Here is a 14,132-nt window from a genome sequence, read left to right as displayed (position 1 = left end):
TTATGTATTGACCGATTCATTTTCCGCATTCCGTCCGGGAATGGGCGGAAGACTTTCCGGAGGCCAGCTTTCCAGCCGCATCCCCAGGGAAAGTCCATGTGCCGTAAGGACTTCCTTGATCTCGGTGAGGGACTTCCGCCCCAGATTCGGCGCCTTGAGCAATTCCTGCTCCGACTTCTGCACCAGATCGCCGATATAAAAAATGTCTTCGGCCTTGAGACAATTGGCGGAGCGCACCGTCAGTTCCAGATCGTCCACCGGACGAATGAGCAAAGGCTCCAGGCTGACGCTGCTGTGCACGGGCCGCGGCTCGCGGGCCGCTTGCGCTTCGTCCCCGACCAGCACGCCGAGCTGGTCGCGCAGGATGCGCGCCGACTCCTGTACCGCCCAGGCAGGGTCCACCACGCCATTGGTTTCCACGTCCAGAACCAGCCGATCCAAATCGGTGCGCTGCTCGACGCGGGCGCTCTCCACCTGATAGCTGACCCGCCGTACCGGGCTAAAGCTGGCATCTACTGCCATCACCCCGATCCGTTTCTCATGGGACACCGGCCGCGAGGCAGCCGCCTCATAACCACGGCCTTCCCCCAGGCGCAAACGCATCACCAGTTCCACATCCCGGGTAAGGGTTGCAATCACCTGATCGGGATTCGCCACTTCAATGCCGTGTTCTTCGACGATGTCGGCGCCCGTCATGACGCCCGGGCCCCGCTTCTTCAAGGTCACCACGGCCTCGCTCCGCCCCGACGAGCGAATGGCGAGCAGTTTGAGGTTCAGCAGGATATCGACGACATCCTCCTTGACCCCTTCAATGCTCGAATACTCGTGCAGCACCCCGTCGATCTCCACTTCCGTGACGGCAGCGCCCTGCAGGGATGAAAGCAACACCCGCCGCAACGCATTGCCCAGCGTGTGGCCAAAACCCCTTTCCAGAGGTCCCAAAGCGATACGCGCACGGTGAGCACCCAAGGGCTCCACCTCCACCGCATGCGGATGCAACAGCTCTCCAACCTCAGTCATAAGCAATCCTCAACCCCTGGTCTTACTTAGAGTACAACTCCACGACGACCTGTTCGTTCAAATCCGGCGCCATATCTTCCCGCACCGGAACAGCCTTGATGGTGCCCTTGAGCGCCTTGGCATCCAGGGACATCCAGTCGGGCAACCCGCGGCTCACCGCCGCCTCGACCGCCGCGATGATCCGCGCGTGGGCGCGGGCGCTTTCCGCCACGCTCACTTCATCTCCCGCCCGGACCTGATAGGAGGGGATGTCCACGCGCCGGCCGTTGACCAAAATATGTCCGTGGCGCACCACTTGGCGGGCTTCCGCGCGGGACGCCCCAAAACCCATCCGGTAGGCAATATTATCCAGCCGCAGTTCGAGGAAACGCAGCAGCGACTCGCCCGTCACCCCCCGGGCCTGGCTGGCGCGCTCGAAATAACGCCGGAACTGCCCTTCCAGGAGACCATAAATACGACGGATCTTCTGCTTTTCCCGGAGCTGCGTCCCATATTCGCTTACCCGCGAGCGGCGCTGGCCGTGTTGACCCGGTGCATAAGCCCGAATGCTGACCGGACATTTGTCGGAGAAACACTTTTCTCCCTTCAGAAACAGCTTCCCGCCTTCACGCCGGCACAAACGACAACTCGGACCCGTATACTTAGCCACAGACTACCTCCAACAATGAATTATACACGCCGCTTCTTGGGCGGACGGCAACCGTTATGGGGAATGGGCGTCACATCGCGAATGCTGGCAATGCGGAAGCCGATGGAGTGCAGGGCCCGCACGGTACTTTCCCGACCCGGTCCCGGACCGCGTACTTCCACGTCGAGATTTTTTACGCCGTATTCCTGCGCCCGTTTGCCGGCGTTCTCCGCAGCAACCTGGGCGGCAAAAGGCGTGCTTTTCCGTGAGCCGCGAAAGCCGGAACCGCCGGAGCTCGCCCATGTCAGCACATTGCCCTGACGGTCACTGATCGTGATGATCGTGTTGTTAAAAGAAGCGTAAATGTGCGCGACGCCGTCAAGAACGTTTTTCTTGACGCGCTTACGTACACGCGCGCTCGTCTGTGTCTTCGCCATATTCGATCTTCCTGCTTAACGGGTGATGGACTTCGCCGGACCCTTGCGGGTGCGAGCGTTAGTCCGCGTACGTTGACCGTGCACCGGCAATCCGCGACGATGCCGAATACCCCTGTAACAGCCCAGGTCCATCAGCCGTTTGATGTTCATGGATGTCTCCCGGCGCAAATCTCCCTCGACCAGGAACTTGCCCACTTCGCCGCGGATCCGCTCCAGCTCCGGCTCGCTGATATCCTTCACCCGCATGGTCCGAGCGACCTCTGCGGCATCCAGAATCTGCTGCGCGCGCGTTTTGCCAATGCCGAAAATATACGTCAAAGCAATTTCTGCTTGCTTATTATTGGGGATGTTGACGCCAGCGATGCGGGCCATCCGTAAAACCTCCAAAGGCTATGGTGCGGCGTCCTACCGCACGAAAAATCTCAACCACGCGTTGCAGGACTAACCCTGACGCTGCTTATGCCGTGGCTCTTTACAGATCACGCGAACCACACCGTTTCGCCGAACAATCTTGCAGTTTCGACAAAGCTTCTTTACCGATGCCCGGACCTTCATACCATTCCCCTACTTGGCTCGATACACAATACGGCCCTTACTCAAATCGTAGGGCGTCATTTCCACAGTTACCTTATCCCCGGGCAGGATACGGATATAATGCATCCGCATCTTCCCGGAAATATGGGCGTTGACCACATGACCATTTTCCAGCTTGACGCGAAATGTCGCGCTCGGCAAATTTTCCAAAACCTCTCCCTGCATTTCCAGGGTGTCTTCCTTAGCCATGCACCGCCCTAATCCCTAATGCCGCAAGAATCCGGGAGGTCACCGCTTCCGCATCTCCCTCTCCGGTCACACGATGATAGCTCGGCCGACTCCCATAATAAGCCACCAAAGGCGCCGTCTCTGCGGCATATACCTCCAGACGCTTGAGGATCACTTCCGGCTGATCGTCGTCCCGTTGTACCAGGCGCCCACCGCAAAGGTCGCAAACGCCCTCCACCCGCGATGGCTGGTATTTCACATGATAAATCGCGCCACATTGCACACACACCCGCCGCCCGGATAGCCGCTCCACAATCTCTTCGGCCGGCAAATCGATGTGAATGATCGCCCGAATCCTGGCACCCCGCCGGGCAAGGAGGTCATCCAGAGCCTGCGCCTGGGGCAGGGTACGCGGAAAACCGTCAAAGACCACCCCATTGCGGGCGTCCGCCATACCCAGCCGCTCAGCCACCAAGCCGATGATGAGATCATCCCCGACCAACTGGCCGGACTCCATAACCGCCTTGGCCCGTTGGCCCAAGGCTGTACCGGAGGAAACAGAGGCGCGGAGCATATCACCTGTAGAGACGTGCGGCAAGCCCAATAAACGGCAAAGCACCTGCGCCTGGGTACCCTTGCCCACCCCAGGCGGGCCAAGGAAGATGAGATGCTCGCCCATCTTAGCGACCGCCCCCGAGGGAGGACTTGCGGATCAGACCCTCGTACTGATGGGTCAGCAAATGGCTCTGAATCTGCGACATCAGGTCCATCATCACGACCACCACGATGAGCAAGCTGGTCCCGCCGAAATAAAAGGGCACGTTGTACTGGACAATCAGAAACTCCGGCAATAGACAAACCAGGGTCAGGTAAATAGCGCCGGTCAGGGTGAGGCGACTGAGGATCTTGTCCATATACTTTGCCGTGCTCTCGCCGGGCCGGATGCCGGGAATGAAGGCCCCGGACTTCTTGAGATTGTCAGCAGTATCGCGTGGATTGAACACCATCGCCGTGTAAAAGAAGGCAAAAAACACGATCGCCGTCGTAAACACCACCACATAAAGGGCAGATCCCGGACTCAGACCCTGGCCGATCCGCTGCAACCAGCCCATGCCCGGCACGTTGCCGAACCACCCTGCCAAGGTCGCCGGAAGGAGAATGATGCTGGAAGCGAAGATCGGCGGAATCACCCCAGACATATTCACCTTCAACGGCAAATGGGTGCTTTGGCCACCGTAAATCTTCCGCCCCACCTGCCGTTTGGCGTACTGGATGGGGATGCGCCGCTGGGCGCTTTCCATGAAGACCACAAAGGCCGTAACGCCGAGCGCCAGGACAAAGAGCGCCAGGACAAAGAGCGGCTGATACTGTCCCGTCTGCACCAACTCGATGGTGGTGGCAACGGCATGGGGCAGTCCCGCGACAATTCCCGCAAAAATAATCATGGAAATACCATTGCCGATGCCGCGCTCGGTAATTTGCTCCCCGATCCACATCAGAAACAGGGTGCCCGTCGCCAGGGTAATGGTGGTGGTAAACAGGAATATCGAACCCGGATCAATGACCACCGGCAGATTACCGGCATGCATCTTCTCGATGGCGATGGCAATCCCCAGCCCCTGCATTAGGGCCAGAATGATGGTGCCGTAGCGCGTATATTCCGTAATCTTCCGCCGGCCGGCTTCGCCTTCCTTGCGGAGTTCTTCAATCTTGGGAAACACCGCCCCGGCCAACTGCAAAATGATGGACGCGCTGATATAGGGCATGATACCCAAGGCGAAGACCGTCAATCGGGACAACGCCCCACCCGAGAACATGTCGAACATGCCAAGGATGGTCCCGCGCTGCTGATTGAAAAAAGACGCCATGGCAGCCGGATCGATCCCCGGTACGGGAATATGCGCGCCAATACGAAATACCAGGAGGGCCCCCAGCAAAAAGAGAATGCGGTTGCGCAGCTCGTTGATCCGTCCCGCGCCCTGCGCCGCATGGCCAATACGCCCTCCCGCAGCCATCAGGCCTCCACCGATCCGCCGGCTTGCTCGATGGCCGCCCGCGCGCCGGCACTGACACGCAGCCCACGCAGCACCAAGGCCTCCGTCAGCTCACCAGCCAGAATGACCTTGACGACCTTGGGCGTCCCGCGCACGACCCGCCGCAGCATCAAGGCCTCCAGATCCACGACCCCGGAGACAGCGGCGCCGGCCAACTGGTCCAGGCGCACCTCGAAGACGTCCTTCCCGTGAATATTGCGGAAACCGCGCTTGGGGATCCGCCGTTGCAAGGGCATCTGCCCGCCTTCAAAACCGACCTTGTGATAGCCGCCCGAACGCGCGTGCTGTCCCTTGTGACCGCGCCCCGCGGTCTTGCCGAGGCCACTGCCGATACCGCGACCGACGCGCCGCCGATCCTTCTTTGCGCCCTCGGCGGGGGCGATTGCATTCAAACGCATTACACTTCCTCCCAGCGCAGCAGGTAGGATATCTTGTTGACCATGCCACGGATCTCCGGCCTGTCCAGCCGCTCCACGGTGTGGTTGGTATGCCGCAAGCCAAGGCCCGCGACCACCCGCCGGTGCTTTTCCGTGACGCCGATGAGGCTACGCGTCAGGGTGATACGCAACTGCTTATTCATCGCTCCCCCCGTGACTGCGAATCTGCTTGACCGTCTTGCCCCGTTTCATGGCCATCTCCTGGGGAGTAGCGAGCTTGCTGAACGCGTTGAAGGTGGCCCGCACAACATTGATGGGGTTGTTGGAGCCCAAGGACTTGGCCACCACATTGCGCAGGCCGGCCACTTCGCACACCGCCCGCATTGCCCCACCCGCGATCACCCCGCTACCCTCGCTGGCCGGACGCAGAATCACCCGCGCGGCTCCGTGCCGCCCCTCCACCGGAAACGGGATCGTACCCCCGCGCATGAGCGGCACCTGGGTCATCTGCCGGCGTGCTTGGTCCGTCGCTTTCTGGATGCCCGCCGGGACCTCTTTGGCCTTGCCCCGGCCGAAGCCGACCTTGCCATCCCCATCGCCTACCACGATGAGCGCCGCGAAACCGAATTGCCGGCCACCCTTCACGACCTTGGAGACGCGATTAATATGAATCAGCTTCTCTTGAAGTCCATCGCTCTGCTGCGATTCCCGATTTTCCCGTGCCATGCTTTCTCTCCTCAGAACGCCAGACCGCCCGCGCGGGCGGCCTCAGCGAGGGCTTTCACCCGGCCGTGATACCGATATCCACTCCGGTCGAAAGCCACTTCCTTCAAACCGAGGGCGAGCGCCTTTTCCGCGACCCGGCGGCCGATCTGTGTCGCCGCGTCGACGTCGCCGCCGTTGGCCAATTGCGCCCGCACGTCCTTCTCCAGGCTCGATGCCTGCGTCAGCACGGTCCCTTTGGCATCATCGATCACTTGCGCGTAAATATGCTTGCCGGAGCGAAATACGCAAAGCCTGGGCTTTGCCTGTGCCGCAATCCGAATCCGCGTCTTACGCGCACGCCGGAGTCGCGCAATATTTTTATCCATGTTGCTTACCCTCGCTATTTCTTCTTCGCTTCTTTACGCCGGACATCCTCACCCGCATATCGAACACCCTTGCCCTTGTAGGGTTCGGGAGGACGGTAGCCGCGGATATCGGCAGCCACCTGCCCGACGCGCTGTTTGTCCACACCCCGGATGACGATTTCCGTCTGGGTCGGCGTCTCGATGGTGATGCCATCAGGAACCGGATAGTCCACGGGATGGGAAAAACCGAGGGCCAGGTTCAGGGACTTGCCCTTGGCCTGCGCGCGATAACCCACACCAATGATTTCCAGCTTGCGCTCAAAACCCTGGGAAACGCCATGCACCATGTTATGCAGCAGCGCCCGCATGGTACCGGCCACCGCGCCCGCGCCATTTCCCCAACTCAAGGTGGCCACGTCGCCCTCCACCTGCAGCGTTACCGAAGGATGCAGAGCCGTTGACATCTCGCCCTTGGGGCCCTTCACGCGCAGCACGTCGTCCGCCACCGTGACCGCCACACCTTTGGGTAGGGAGACGGGTTGCTTAGCTACTCGAGACATATCCTCCCCCCCTTAAGAAACGACGCAAAGGATTTCGCCGCCGATGCCGGCCTCGCGGGCCGCCCGGTCAGTCATGATCCCCCGCGAAGTAGAGATGATGGCGATACCAAAGCCGTCACGTACCCGCGGCAACGCCTCGGCACCCCGATAAATGCGCACGCCGGGCTTGCTCACCCGTCGAATCTCCGCAATAACTCCCTGCCCCGCGTAATACTTCAACGTAAGTTTGAGGGTTGGGTGATTGCCATCCATTTCCTCGATGGCATCCTGAATATAACCTTCTTCCACCAGCACATGCGCAATCGCGCGCTTTACTTTTGATGCTGGCATATGCACTTTCGCCTTACCAACTTGCTGCGCATTGCGAATGCGCGTCAGCATGTCTGCGATAGGATCCGTCACGCTCATCGTGCACCCTCACCAACTGGCTTTGACAATACCCGGAATCGCACCGGCAGAAGCATGCTTACGCAAGCACAAGCGGCACAAGCCGAACTTTCGATAATAACCGCGCGAACGCCCGCACAACTTGCAGCGGTGATACGCGCGAACCTGAAACTTGGGAGTCCTCTCGGACTTCGCAATCAGCGATTTTTTTGCCACTGTTATAGCTCCTTCAAGATCTAAAGGGCATCTTGAAGGCCTTCAAGAGACCCAGCCCCTCTTCGTCGGTTTTGGCGCTGGTCGTCAGCACGACATCGAGGCCGCGCAGTCGATCAATCTTGTCGTATTCGATTTCCGGAAAAATGATTTGCTCTTTCACTCCGAGACTGTAATTACCACGCCCGTCGAAAGATCGCGGCGACAAACCGCGAAAATCACGAATGCGGGGAATGGCAATGGTGATCAGCCGATCCAGAAACTCGTACATCCGGATCCCGCGCAGAGTTACCATACAGCCGATGGGGTAGCCCTCACGAATCTTGAACGCCGCGACGGATTTGCGCGCCCGCGTCACCACCGGCTTTTGCCCGGCGATCCGCGTCATGTCACCCACCGCTGCTTCCAGGACCTTCTTGTCACCCACGGCCGCGCCCACGCCCATATTGAGCGTCACCTTCTGCAGCTTGGGGACTTCCATCACACTTTGATAACCAAATTCCTGAATCAGCCGCGGAACGATTGACTCACGATAGACATTATACAGACGCGCTTCCATGATTTTTCCTCTGCTCGTCAGCGATCAACAACTTCGCCATTCGCCTTGAAGACACGAACCTTACGGCCATCCTCCAAAAACTTATAGCCAATACGGTCCGCCTTACCGGTTGCGCCATTGAAAATCGCCACATTGGAAATATGTATGGGCGCTTCCTTCTCAACGATCCCGCCCGGCTTGCCGAGGCGATCCGGGCGCACGTGGCGCTTTACCATGTTCACTTTTTCCACCACCACGCGCGAATCCTCAAACAGCGTACGCAGCACCTTGCCCCGCTTGCCCTTATCCTTACCCGCCAAGATGACCACTTCGTCACCCTTCCGCATTTTAGCCATCATAACCCCCTACAGCACTTCAGGCGCTAAGGAAATAATCTTCATGAATTTAGCCCCGCGCAATTCCCGGGTGACCGGGCCAAATATGCGCGTTCCGATGGGCTGCATCTGATTATTCAGAAGCACGGCGGCGTTGCTGTCAAAACGGATCAGCGAGCCATCGTCGCGGCGCACGCCCTTGCGCGTCCGCACCACCAACGCGTTATAGACATCGCCTTTCTTGACTTTGCCGCGCGGTACCGCGTCCTTGATGCTGACCTTGATCACGTCGCCAATGCCGGCATAGCGCCGGTGCGAACCGCCGAGGACCTTGATACACATCACTTCCCGCGCACCGCTGTTGTCGGCGACGGAGAGCCGCGTTTGCATCTGGATCATGCGAATTCTCCTTCGCCGATAGCCTGCGTCACCACCGCGACCAGGCGCCAGGTCTTGGTCTTGGATAGCGGCCGACATTCCTCGATCCGCACCACATCACCGATGTGGCAGGTGTTGTCCGGATCATGGGCATGAAACTTCTTGGACCGGCGGACGTATTTCTTGTACAGCGGATGCTGTATACGGCGCTCTACCGTGACCACAATCGTTTTATCCATACGGTCGCTGACCACTCGACCGACAAGACTTCTCGGGTTCTTTTGCTCAGCCATTTTTGGCTCCATTCTTCACGGTAAGGGCGGTACGCACCCGCGCAATATCGCGCCGAACCGAACGTAAACGCGTCGTATTGGCCAGTTGCCCAGTTGCGTGCTGCATACGCAGCTTGAATTGTTCTTCCAGGAGGCCCAACAACTCCGCCTGGCAGCCGGCGACATCCTTTTGCTCCAAATCCTGCATCTTCATCCCATCACCCGCCGGCTCACGAAGACGGTCTGTACCGGCAGCTTGGCGGCGCCGAGGGCAAAGGCCTCCCGCGCCACGTCTTCCGTAACCCCTTCCATTTCATAAAGGACTTTCCCGGGCTGGATCAAAGCCACCCAATACTCGGGATTGCCCTTGCCCTTGCCCATACGGACTTCAGCCGGCTTTTTGCTGATCGGCTTGTCCGGGAAAATCCGAATCCACATGCGACCACCGCGCTTCACATGGCGACTGATGGCGCGACGGGCCGCTTCCAGTTGGCGCGCGGTAATTCTTCCCCGGGTAGTCGCCTTCAAGCCGAACTCACCAAAGCTCACCTTGTTGCCCCGGGAGGCGACGCCGCGATTGCGGCCCTTGTGCTGTTTGCGAAACTTTGTACGATTAGGTTGCAACATCCGACACCCCTATCATTTTTGCCGGGCTGCGCCGCCGTGAGCCGCGCCCCAATCCAGAATTTCACCCTTGAAGATCCACACCTTGACACCAATGATCCCATAGGTGGTCTTCGCCTCGGCAAAGCCGTAATCGATATCGGCGCGCAGGGTATGCAAGGGCACCCGCCCTTCGCGATACCATTCGGTCCGGGCGATTTCCGCACCGCCCAGACGGCCCGCGCAGTTGATGCGCATGCCCAAGGCGCCGAACCGCATGGCGTTGGTCACAGCCCGCTTCATGGCGCGGCGGAACATGATGCGCCGCACCAGTTGCTGCGCGACACTCTCCGCCACCAACTGCGCGTCCAGCTCGGGTTTGCGGATTTCCTCGACATTGATGTGCACTGGAACGCCCATCCGGCCTTGCACTTCGCGCCGCAGCTTGTCGATGTCCTCGCCCTTCTTGCCGATGACCACGCCGGGACGCGCCGTATGAATGGTGATGCGGGCGCTGCGCGCCGGGCGCTCGATAATGATGTCGGAGATGGCCCCGCCGGACAGCCGTTCGCGAATGAACTGACGAACCCGAATGTCCTCCAGCAGTTTGTCCTTAAAATCGGCCTTGCCATACCACCGGGAGCTCCAATTCTTAACGATTCCCAGACGCAGTCCGATCGGGTTGGTCTTTTGTCCCATATAATCCTCGATTAAATCTCGGCTACGGTAATGGTGATGTGGCTGGTACGCTTGAGGATTCGCGATCCGCGACCCTTCGCCCGCGCCGCAAAGCGTTTCAACACGGTGCCCGTGTCGATCATGATCTGCTCCACCACCAGGGCATCCACATCCGCCCCTTCGTTATTTTCGGCGTTGGCGATGGCCGATTCCAGACATTTACGGATTGGCAACGCGGCTTTCTTCTGCGTAAAGCGGAGAATTTCCAATGCCTTGCCTGCAGGTTGCCCACGCACCATGTCAGCAACGAGCCGAGCCTTTTGCGGAGAAATTTGCAGACCTTTGAGTATTGCTGAAGATTTCATCTGCTCCTCCCTATCGCTTTGCTTTCTTATCCGCGCTATGACCTTTAAAGGTCCTGGTCAGGGCAAATTCCCCCAGCTTGTGACCAACCATGTTTTCGTTGATCACCACTGGAATATGCTGCCTGCCGTTATGCACGCTGATGGTGAGACCAATGAAATCGGGCGTGATGGTCGAACGTCTCGACCACGTCTTAATGGGCCTGCGACTCCCCGCCGATTGCGCAGCTGTAACTTTTCGGTCCAAATGATCGTCGACAAATGGGCCCTTTTTGATGGAACGTGGCACGATAATTCCCCTTCTCTACTGCCGATTACGACGGCGGACGATCATACTTGTCGTACGCTTGTTCCGCCGGGTCCGATAACCCTTGGTCGGCTGACCCCAGGGCGAAACCGGATGCCGGCCGCCAGAGGTACGCCCCTCACCACCACCGTGGGGATGGTCGACCGGGTTCATGGCCACGCCACGCACCGTCGGTCGTACACCGCGCCAGCGCGTAGCGCCCGCTTTTCCAAGCTGCCGCGATCCATGCTCTTCATTGCCCACCTCACCAATGGTCGCACGACACAGCACATGAATCCGCCGAACCTCACCTGAGCGCAGGCGCACCTGGGCATAGTCGCCATCCCGCGCCATGAGTTGGGCGGAGGTGCCAGCGGAACGCGCCAACTGCCCGCCCTTTCCCGGACGCATTTCAATGTTGTGGATGACAGACCCCACCGGAATGCTCCGCAAGGGCATGCAATTCCCCGGCTTGATAGGCGCCTGGTCACTGGAAATGACCGAATCCCCCGCCTGCATCCCCTTCGGCGCGAGAATGTAACGCCGCTCGCCATCGACATAGCAAATCAGGGCGATGTGCGCGCTGCGGTTCGGATCATACTCCAACCGCTCGATTTTACCAGGGATACCGAGCTTGTTCCGGCGAAAGTCGATCTGCCGATAATGGGCTTTGTGTCCGCCGCCCTGGTGGCGCCGGGTGATACGGCCGAGATTGTTCCGCCCGCCACTCTTGGATTGGGGCTCCAACAAGCCCGCGAATCCGGAACCCTTGTGCAAGCTATCATTCACCACTTTAACGACGAAACGCCGCCCAGCGGAAGTTGGTTTGGTCTTGACCAGTGCCATGTTCTCGATTCCTTACGCTACGCCAAAATCAATGGAGCTTTCGGCGGCGAGACACACATAGGCCTTTTTCCAGGCCGAACGCCGACCCACAAAACGCCCCATCCGCTTTTCCTTCCCGTCGTAGTTGCAGGTCTGCACGCCTTTCACCTGCACGTGAAACAGTTCCTGCACGGCCGCCTTGATCTCCGCCTTGGTCGCATCGCGGGCAACCCGAAAGACATATTGATTATGCTGTTGAACCAGGGTGCTCTTTTCGCTGATCACCGGGGCCAGCAATACGAGAAACTTACGTTCCGGATTCATCCATACACCTCGGCAAATTTTTCCGCTGCCTCGCAGTCCATAACGACGCGACCATAACGCAGTAGATCGGCGGGTCCGATATCCTGGTAGCCGGCCATCCCCACGCGGGGAAGGTTGCGCAGGGCCAGGAAGAGATTCAAGGGAATGTCGCCCATCACCAGCAGGAAATCATCTCCACCCACTTGCTTGACCCAATCCCTGCCCAGGCGCGTGCGCGGCTCCGGGAGATCGCCGGACTCGATGATCTGCAAGCGCCCCTGCCGCAGCAACTCGGCCAGCACCACACGCATCGCGCCAGCCCACATTTTTTTATTTACTTTCTGGGTATAATCCGAGGTCGAAGCCGCGAAGGCCACGCCACCGCCACGCCAGATAGGACTACGAATACTGCCTGCCCGGGCGCGACCAGTACCTTTCTGCTTCCACGGCTTGCGGCCGCCGCCCCGCACCGCCGCACGATTCTTCTGAGCCGCCGTACCGGCGCGCTGGCCCGCCATTTGGGCGACCACGACCTGATGCAGCAATGGCTCATTGTAGGCCACCCCAAACACCTCATCGGCGAGGGCGAAGGCCCGGGTCTTTCCCGTCATCACATCAATGCTTTGCGCTTCCATCACGTATACCCCTAACCCTTGGCCCGCACGACAGGACGCACGATTACGTTACCGTCGCGCGCACCCGGGACCGCGCCCCTGATCATGAGCAGACGCCGATCCGCATCAATCCGCACCAATTCGAGATTTTGCGTGGTGACCTGCTCGGCCCCCATATGCCCGGCCATGCGCTTGCCCTTGAACACCCTACCCGGAGTCTGACGGCAGCCGATGGAGCCCGGCGCGCGGTGGGAAAGACTGTTACCGTGGCTGGCCCGGTTACTCCGGAAATTGTGGCGCTTGATGGCGCCCGCGAATCCCTTGCCCTTGCTGATACCGGACACATCCACGAGCTGACCGACGGCAAACACATCCAGCCCGATCTCCGCCCCCGTGGCATAGCCCGCCGTGTCGTCCACGCGGAATTCGCGCAACAGACGACCGGCAGCGATACCGCTCTTGCGGTAATGTCCCGCCAAGGCGTTGCTCACCCGTTGGGGACGCCGTTCACCGGTCGTCACCTGCACCGCCTTATAACCATCCTTATCCACGTCTTTCACCTGAGTAATCAGGTTTGGCGCCACATGGATAACCGTCACCGGGAGAACCCGACCGTCATCCGTGACGATCCGGGTCATGCCTACCTTCCGCCCAACCAGGCCCATTACCATTTTCTTGTCCTTTCCAGTGTTACAGCTTGATCTCGACATCCACGCCGGCGGCGAGATCCAGCTTGATCAGCGCATCCACGGTTTTGTCATTGGGATCGAGAATGTCCAGCAAGCGCTTGTGCGTGCGGATTTCGAACTGGTCGCGCGCGTTCTTGTCCACATGCGGGGAACGCAGCACCGTGAAACGCTCGATCTTGGTGGGCAGCGGAATGGGTCCGCAGACCCGCGCCCCGGTGCGCCGGGCGGTCTCGACGATCTCTGCGGCCGAGACATCCAACATGCGATAGTCGTAGGATTTCAGGCGAATCCGAATCTTGGCGCCGCTCATTACTCGACCACCTTGGAGACCACGCCGGCGCCGACGGTACGGCCGCCCTCGCGTACCGCGAAGCGCAGACCCTCTTCCATGGCGATGGGCGCAATCAGGGCAACCTTGAACTGAATGTTGTCCCCAGGCATCACCATCTCCACCCCTTCGGGCAGATCCACCGCTCCCGTCACGTCCGTCGTCCGGAAATAAAACTGCGGACGATACCCGTTGAAGAACGGCGTGTGCCGCCCACCTTCCTCCTTGGACAGCACATAGACTTCCGCTTCGAACCGGGTGTGCGGCTTGATGCTCGCGGGCTTGGCCAAAACCTGCCCGCGCTCCACGTCGTCTTTCTTCGTGCCCCGCAGCAGGACGCCGACATTGTCTCCGGCCTGCCCCTGATCCAAAATCTTGCGGAACATCTCCACTCCCGTCACCGTGGTCTTGCT

Annotated in this window: 30 protein-coding genes; all 30 read right to left on the bottom strand. The window is 59.6% G+C overall.

Annotated features, from left to right (window positions below):
- Positions 1–1,020, bottom strand: a complete 1,020-nt coding sequence (locus ACP5MM_RS03975) for a DNA-directed RNA polymerase subunit alpha (RefSeq protein ID WP_427930850.1) — start codon at positions 1,018–1,020, stop codon at positions 1–3.
- A gap of 22 nt (positions 1,021–1,042) precedes the next feature.
- Positions 1,043–1,669, bottom strand: a complete 627-nt coding sequence (gene rpsD / locus ACP5MM_RS03970; RefSeq protein WP_123103188.1) for a 30S ribosomal protein S4 — start codon at positions 1,667–1,669, stop codon at positions 1,043–1,045.
- Positions 1,670–1,689: 20 nt separating this feature from the next.
- Positions 1,690–2,085 (bottom strand): 30S ribosomal protein S11, encoded by a 396-nt coding sequence (rpsK, locus tag ACP5MM_RS03965; protein ID WP_123103190.1) that lies wholly within the window; start codon positions 2,083–2,085, stop codon positions 1,690–1,692.
- Positions 2,086–2,100: 15 nt separating this feature from the next.
- Complete coding sequence (rpsM, locus tag ACP5MM_RS03960) at positions 2,101–2,457, bottom strand: 30S ribosomal protein S13 (protein WP_123103192.1); 357 nt, start codon at positions 2,455–2,457, stop codon at positions 2,101–2,103.
- A 69-nt stretch (positions 2,458–2,526) separates the two neighbouring features.
- Positions 2,527–2,640: a 50S ribosomal protein L36 gene (gene rpmJ / locus ACP5MM_RS03955; protein ID WP_123103194.1), complete on the bottom strand. Its 114-nt coding sequence runs from the start codon at positions 2,638–2,640 to the stop codon at positions 2,527–2,529.
- A gap of 9 nt (positions 2,641–2,649) precedes the next feature.
- Positions 2,650–2,868: a translation initiation factor IF-1 gene (gene infA, locus ACP5MM_RS03950; protein ID WP_123103196.1), complete on the bottom strand. Its 219-nt coding sequence runs from the start codon at positions 2,866–2,868 to the stop codon at positions 2,650–2,652.
- A complete protein-coding gene (locus ACP5MM_RS03945; RefSeq protein ID WP_427930851.1) occupies positions 2,861–3,526 on the bottom strand; it encodes an adenylate kinase in 666 nt (221 codons plus the stop codon). Before ACP5MM_RS03945 ends, infA begins: the two co-directional genes overlap by 8 nt.
- 1 nt (position 3,527) lies before the next feature.
- A complete protein-coding gene (gene secY / locus ACP5MM_RS03940) occupies positions 3,528–4,862 on the bottom strand; it encodes a preprotein translocase subunit SecY (RefSeq protein WP_427930852.1) in 1,335 nt (444 codons plus the stop codon).
- Positions 4,862–5,299 carry a 50S ribosomal protein L15 gene (rplO, locus tag ACP5MM_RS03935; protein ID WP_427930853.1) on the bottom strand — a complete coding sequence of 146 codons (438 nt, stop codon included), beginning with the start codon at positions 5,297–5,299 and terminating at the stop codon, positions 4,862–4,864. Before rplO ends, secY begins: the two co-directional genes overlap by 1 nt.
- A complete protein-coding gene (rpmD, locus tag ACP5MM_RS03930) occupies positions 5,299–5,481 on the bottom strand; it encodes a 50S ribosomal protein L30 (RefSeq protein WP_123103204.1) in 183 nt (60 codons plus the stop codon). Before rpmD ends, rplO begins: the two co-directional genes overlap by 1 nt.
- A complete protein-coding gene (gene rpsE, locus ACP5MM_RS03925; protein ID WP_427930854.1) occupies positions 5,474–6,004 on the bottom strand; it encodes a 30S ribosomal protein S5 in 531 nt (176 codons plus the stop codon). Before rpsE ends, rpmD begins: the two co-directional genes overlap by 8 nt.
- An 11-nt stretch (positions 6,005–6,015) precedes the next feature.
- The gene (gene rplR / locus ACP5MM_RS03920) at positions 6,016–6,369 is read right to left on the bottom strand and encodes a 50S ribosomal protein L18 (RefSeq protein WP_427930855.1); all 354 of its coding nucleotides are present in this window, start codon (positions 6,367–6,369) and stop codon (positions 6,016–6,018) included.
- Positions 6,370–6,383: 14 nt separating this feature from the next.
- The gene (rplF, locus tag ACP5MM_RS03915; protein ID WP_427930856.1) at positions 6,384–6,908 is read right to left on the bottom strand and encodes a 50S ribosomal protein L6; all 525 of its coding nucleotides are present in this window, start codon (positions 6,906–6,908) and stop codon (positions 6,384–6,386) included.
- Between the two features lie 12 nt (positions 6,909–6,920).
- On the bottom strand, positions 6,921–7,316 hold the full coding sequence (gene rpsH / locus ACP5MM_RS03910; RefSeq protein ID WP_123103212.1) for a 30S ribosomal protein S8: 396 nt from the start codon (positions 7,314–7,316) through the stop codon (positions 6,921–6,923).
- Between the two features lie 9 nt (positions 7,317–7,325).
- The gene (locus ACP5MM_RS03905) at positions 7,326–7,511 is read right to left on the bottom strand and encodes a type Z 30S ribosomal protein S14 (protein ID WP_427930857.1); all 186 of its coding nucleotides are present in this window, start codon (positions 7,509–7,511) and stop codon (positions 7,326–7,328) included.
- A 13-nt stretch (positions 7,512–7,524) separates the two neighbouring features.
- Entirely contained in the window at positions 7,525–8,067 is a 543-nt protein-coding gene (rplE, locus tag ACP5MM_RS03900) for a 50S ribosomal protein L5 (RefSeq protein ID WP_123103216.1), read from the bottom strand.
- Between the two features lie 17 nt (positions 8,068–8,084).
- The gene (rplX, locus tag ACP5MM_RS03895; RefSeq protein WP_123103218.1) at positions 8,085–8,402 is read right to left on the bottom strand and encodes a 50S ribosomal protein L24; all 318 of its coding nucleotides are present in this window, start codon (positions 8,400–8,402) and stop codon (positions 8,085–8,087) included.
- Positions 8,403–8,411: 9 nt separating this feature from the next.
- Positions 8,412–8,780, bottom strand: a complete 369-nt coding sequence (gene rplN / locus ACP5MM_RS03890; protein ID WP_123103220.1) for a 50S ribosomal protein L14 — start codon at positions 8,778–8,780, stop codon at positions 8,412–8,414.
- The gene (gene rpsQ, locus ACP5MM_RS03885; protein ID WP_427930858.1) at positions 8,777–9,052 is read right to left on the bottom strand and encodes a 30S ribosomal protein S17; all 276 of its coding nucleotides are present in this window, start codon (positions 9,050–9,052) and stop codon (positions 8,777–8,779) included. The genes rplN and rpsQ overlap by 4 nt, the downstream gene beginning before the upstream one ends.
- Positions 9,045–9,245 carry a 50S ribosomal protein L29 gene (gene rpmC / locus ACP5MM_RS03880; RefSeq protein WP_427930859.1) on the bottom strand — a complete coding sequence of 67 codons (201 nt, stop codon included), beginning with the start codon at positions 9,243–9,245 and terminating at the stop codon, positions 9,045–9,047. The genes rpsQ and rpmC overlap by 8 nt, the downstream gene beginning before the upstream one ends.
- The gene (gene rplP / locus ACP5MM_RS03875; RefSeq protein ID WP_123103226.1) at positions 9,242–9,658 is read right to left on the bottom strand and encodes a 50S ribosomal protein L16; all 417 of its coding nucleotides are present in this window, start codon (positions 9,656–9,658) and stop codon (positions 9,242–9,244) included. Before rplP ends, rpmC begins: the two co-directional genes overlap by 4 nt.
- Positions 9,659–9,670: 12 nt before the next feature.
- A complete protein-coding gene (rpsC, locus tag ACP5MM_RS03870; RefSeq protein WP_427930860.1) occupies positions 9,671–10,333 on the bottom strand; it encodes a 30S ribosomal protein S3 in 663 nt (220 codons plus the stop codon).
- A gap of 11 nt (positions 10,334–10,344) precedes the next feature.
- On the bottom strand, positions 10,345–10,677 hold the full coding sequence (gene rplV, locus ACP5MM_RS03865; protein ID WP_123103230.1) for a 50S ribosomal protein L22: 333 nt from the start codon (positions 10,675–10,677) through the stop codon (positions 10,345–10,347).
- Positions 10,678–10,687: 10 nt separating this feature from the next.
- Entirely contained in the window at positions 10,688–10,963 is a 276-nt protein-coding gene (gene rpsS, locus ACP5MM_RS03860; RefSeq protein ID WP_427930861.1) for a 30S ribosomal protein S19, read from the bottom strand.
- A 15-nt stretch (positions 10,964–10,978) separates the two neighbouring features.
- A complete protein-coding gene (gene rplB, locus ACP5MM_RS03855) occupies positions 10,979–11,806 on the bottom strand; it encodes a 50S ribosomal protein L2 (protein WP_427930862.1) in 828 nt (275 codons plus the stop codon).
- Between the two features lie 12 nt (positions 11,807–11,818).
- Positions 11,819–12,109 carry a 50S ribosomal protein L23 gene (gene rplW / locus ACP5MM_RS03850; RefSeq protein ID WP_427930863.1) on the bottom strand — a complete coding sequence of 97 codons (291 nt, stop codon included), beginning with the start codon at positions 12,107–12,109 and terminating at the stop codon, positions 11,819–11,821.
- Entirely contained in the window at positions 12,106–12,723 is a 618-nt protein-coding gene (gene rplD / locus ACP5MM_RS03845) for a 50S ribosomal protein L4 (RefSeq protein ID WP_427930864.1), read from the bottom strand. Before rplD ends, rplW begins: the two co-directional genes overlap by 4 nt.
- An 11-nt stretch (positions 12,724–12,734) precedes the next feature.
- Positions 12,735–13,373 (bottom strand): 50S ribosomal protein L3, encoded by a 639-nt coding sequence (gene rplC, locus ACP5MM_RS03840; RefSeq protein WP_427930865.1) that lies wholly within the window; start codon positions 13,371–13,373, stop codon positions 12,735–12,737.
- Positions 13,374–13,392: 19 nt separating this feature from the next.
- Positions 13,393–13,701, bottom strand: coding sequence for a 30S ribosomal protein S10 (gene rpsJ / locus ACP5MM_RS03835; RefSeq protein ID WP_427930866.1), 309 nt, complete (start codon positions 13,699–13,701; stop codon positions 13,393–13,395).
- Positions 13,701–14,132: EF-Tu/IF-2/RF-3 family GTPase (locus tag ACP5MM_RS03830; protein ID WP_427934146.1), on the bottom strand; the 432-nt coding region annotated here is incomplete at its 5' end. The genes rpsJ and ACP5MM_RS03830, both read right to left, overlap by 1 nt.

It is taken from the genome of Acidithiobacillus sp. (assembly GCF_049965315.1).
GTDB lineage: Bacteria > Pseudomonadota > Gammaproteobacteria > Acidithiobacillales > Acidithiobacillaceae > Acidithiobacillus_B.
This window is presented reverse-complemented; position numbering and strand designations above follow the sequence as displayed.

Bases quoted from the DNA above. Each gene is read 5' to 3' on its own strand.
- ACP5MM_RS03975 (WP_427930850.1), bottom strand. From the start codon at position 1,020: ATGACTGAGGTTGGAGAGCTGTTGCATCCGCATGCGGTGGAGGTGGAG.
- rpsK (WP_123103190.1), bottom strand. From the start codon at position 2,085: ATGGCGAAGACACAGACGAGCGCGCGTGTACGTAAGCGCGTCAAGAAA.
- rpsM (WP_123103192.1), bottom strand. From the start codon at position 2,457: ATGGCCCGCATCGCTGGCGTCAACATCCCCAATAATAAGCAAGCAGAA.
- rpmJ (WP_123103194.1), bottom strand. From the start codon at position 2,640: ATGAAGGTCCGGGCATCGGTAAAGAAGCTTTGTCGAAACTGCAAGATT.
- infA (WP_123103196.1), bottom strand. From the start codon at position 2,868: ATGGCTAAGGAAGACACCCTGGAAATGCAGGGAGAGGTTTTGGAAAAT.
- ACP5MM_RS03945 (WP_427930851.1), bottom strand. From the start codon at position 3,526: ATGGGCGAGCATCTCATCTTCCTTGGCCCGCCTGGGGTGGGCAAGGGT.
- secY (WP_427930852.1), bottom strand. From the start codon at position 4,862: ATGGCTGCGGGAGGGCGTATTGGCCATGCGGCGCAGGGCGCGGGACGG.
- rplO (WP_427930853.1), bottom strand. From the start codon at position 5,299: ATGCGTTTGAATGCAATCGCCCCCGCCGAGGGCGCAAAGAAGGATCGG.
- rpmD (WP_123103204.1), bottom strand. From the start codon at position 5,481: ATGAATAAGCAGTTGCGTATCACCCTGACGCGTAGCCTCATCGGCGTC.
- rpsE (WP_427930854.1), bottom strand. From the start codon at position 6,004: ATGGCACGGGAAAATCGGGAATCGCAGCAGAGCGATGGACTTCAAGAG.
- rplR (WP_427930855.1), bottom strand. From the start codon at position 6,369: ATGGATAAAAATATTGCGCGACTCCGGCGTGCGCGTAAGACGCGGATT.
- rplF (WP_427930856.1), bottom strand. From the start codon at position 6,908: ATGTCTCGAGTAGCTAAGCAACCCGTCTCCCTACCCAAAGGTGTGGCG.
- rpsH (WP_123103212.1), bottom strand. From the start codon at position 7,316: ATGAGCGTGACGGATCCTATCGCAGACATGCTGACGCGCATTCGCAAT.
- rplE (WP_123103216.1), bottom strand. From the start codon at position 8,067: ATGGAAGCGCGTCTGTATAATGTCTATCGTGAGTCAATCGTTCCGCGG.
- rplX (WP_123103218.1), bottom strand. From the start codon at position 8,402: ATGGCTAAAATGCGGAAGGGTGACGAAGTGGTCATCTTGGCGGGTAAG.
- rplN (WP_123103220.1), bottom strand. From the start codon at position 8,780: ATGATCCAGATGCAAACGCGGCTCTCCGTCGCCGACAACAGCGGTGCG.
- rpsQ (WP_427930858.1), bottom strand. From the start codon at position 9,052: ATGGCTGAGCAAAAGAACCCGAGAAGTCTTGTCGGTCGAGTGGTCAGC.
- rpmC (WP_427930859.1), bottom strand. From the start codon at position 9,245: ATGAAGATGCAGGATTTGGAGCAAAAGGATGTCGCCGGCTGCCAGGCG.
- rplP (WP_123103226.1), bottom strand. From the start codon at position 9,658: ATGTTGCAACCTAATCGTACAAAGTTTCGCAAACAGCACAAGGGCCGC.
- rpsC (WP_427930860.1), bottom strand. From the start codon at position 10,333: ATGGGACAAAAGACCAACCCGATCGGACTGCGTCTGGGAATCGTTAAG.
- rplV (WP_123103230.1), bottom strand. From the start codon at position 10,677: ATGAAATCTTCAGCAATACTCAAAGGTCTGCAAATTTCTCCGCAAAAG.
- rplB (WP_427930862.1), bottom strand. From the start codon at position 11,806: ATGGCACTGGTCAAGACCAAACCAACTTCCGCTGGGCGGCGTTTCGTC.
- rplW (WP_427930863.1), bottom strand. From the start codon at position 12,109: ATGAATCCGGAACGTAAGTTTCTCGTATTGCTGGCCCCGGTGATCAGC.
- rplD (WP_427930864.1), bottom strand. From the start codon at position 12,723: ATGGAAGCGCAAAGCATTGATGTGATGACGGGAAAGACCCGGGCCTTC.
- rplC (WP_427930865.1), bottom strand. From the start codon at position 13,373: ATGGTAATGGGCCTGGTTGGGCGGAAGGTAGGCATGACCCGGATCGTC.
- rpsJ (WP_427930866.1), bottom strand. From the start codon at position 13,701: ATGAGCGGCGCCAAGATTCGGATTCGCCTGAAATCCTACGACTATCGC.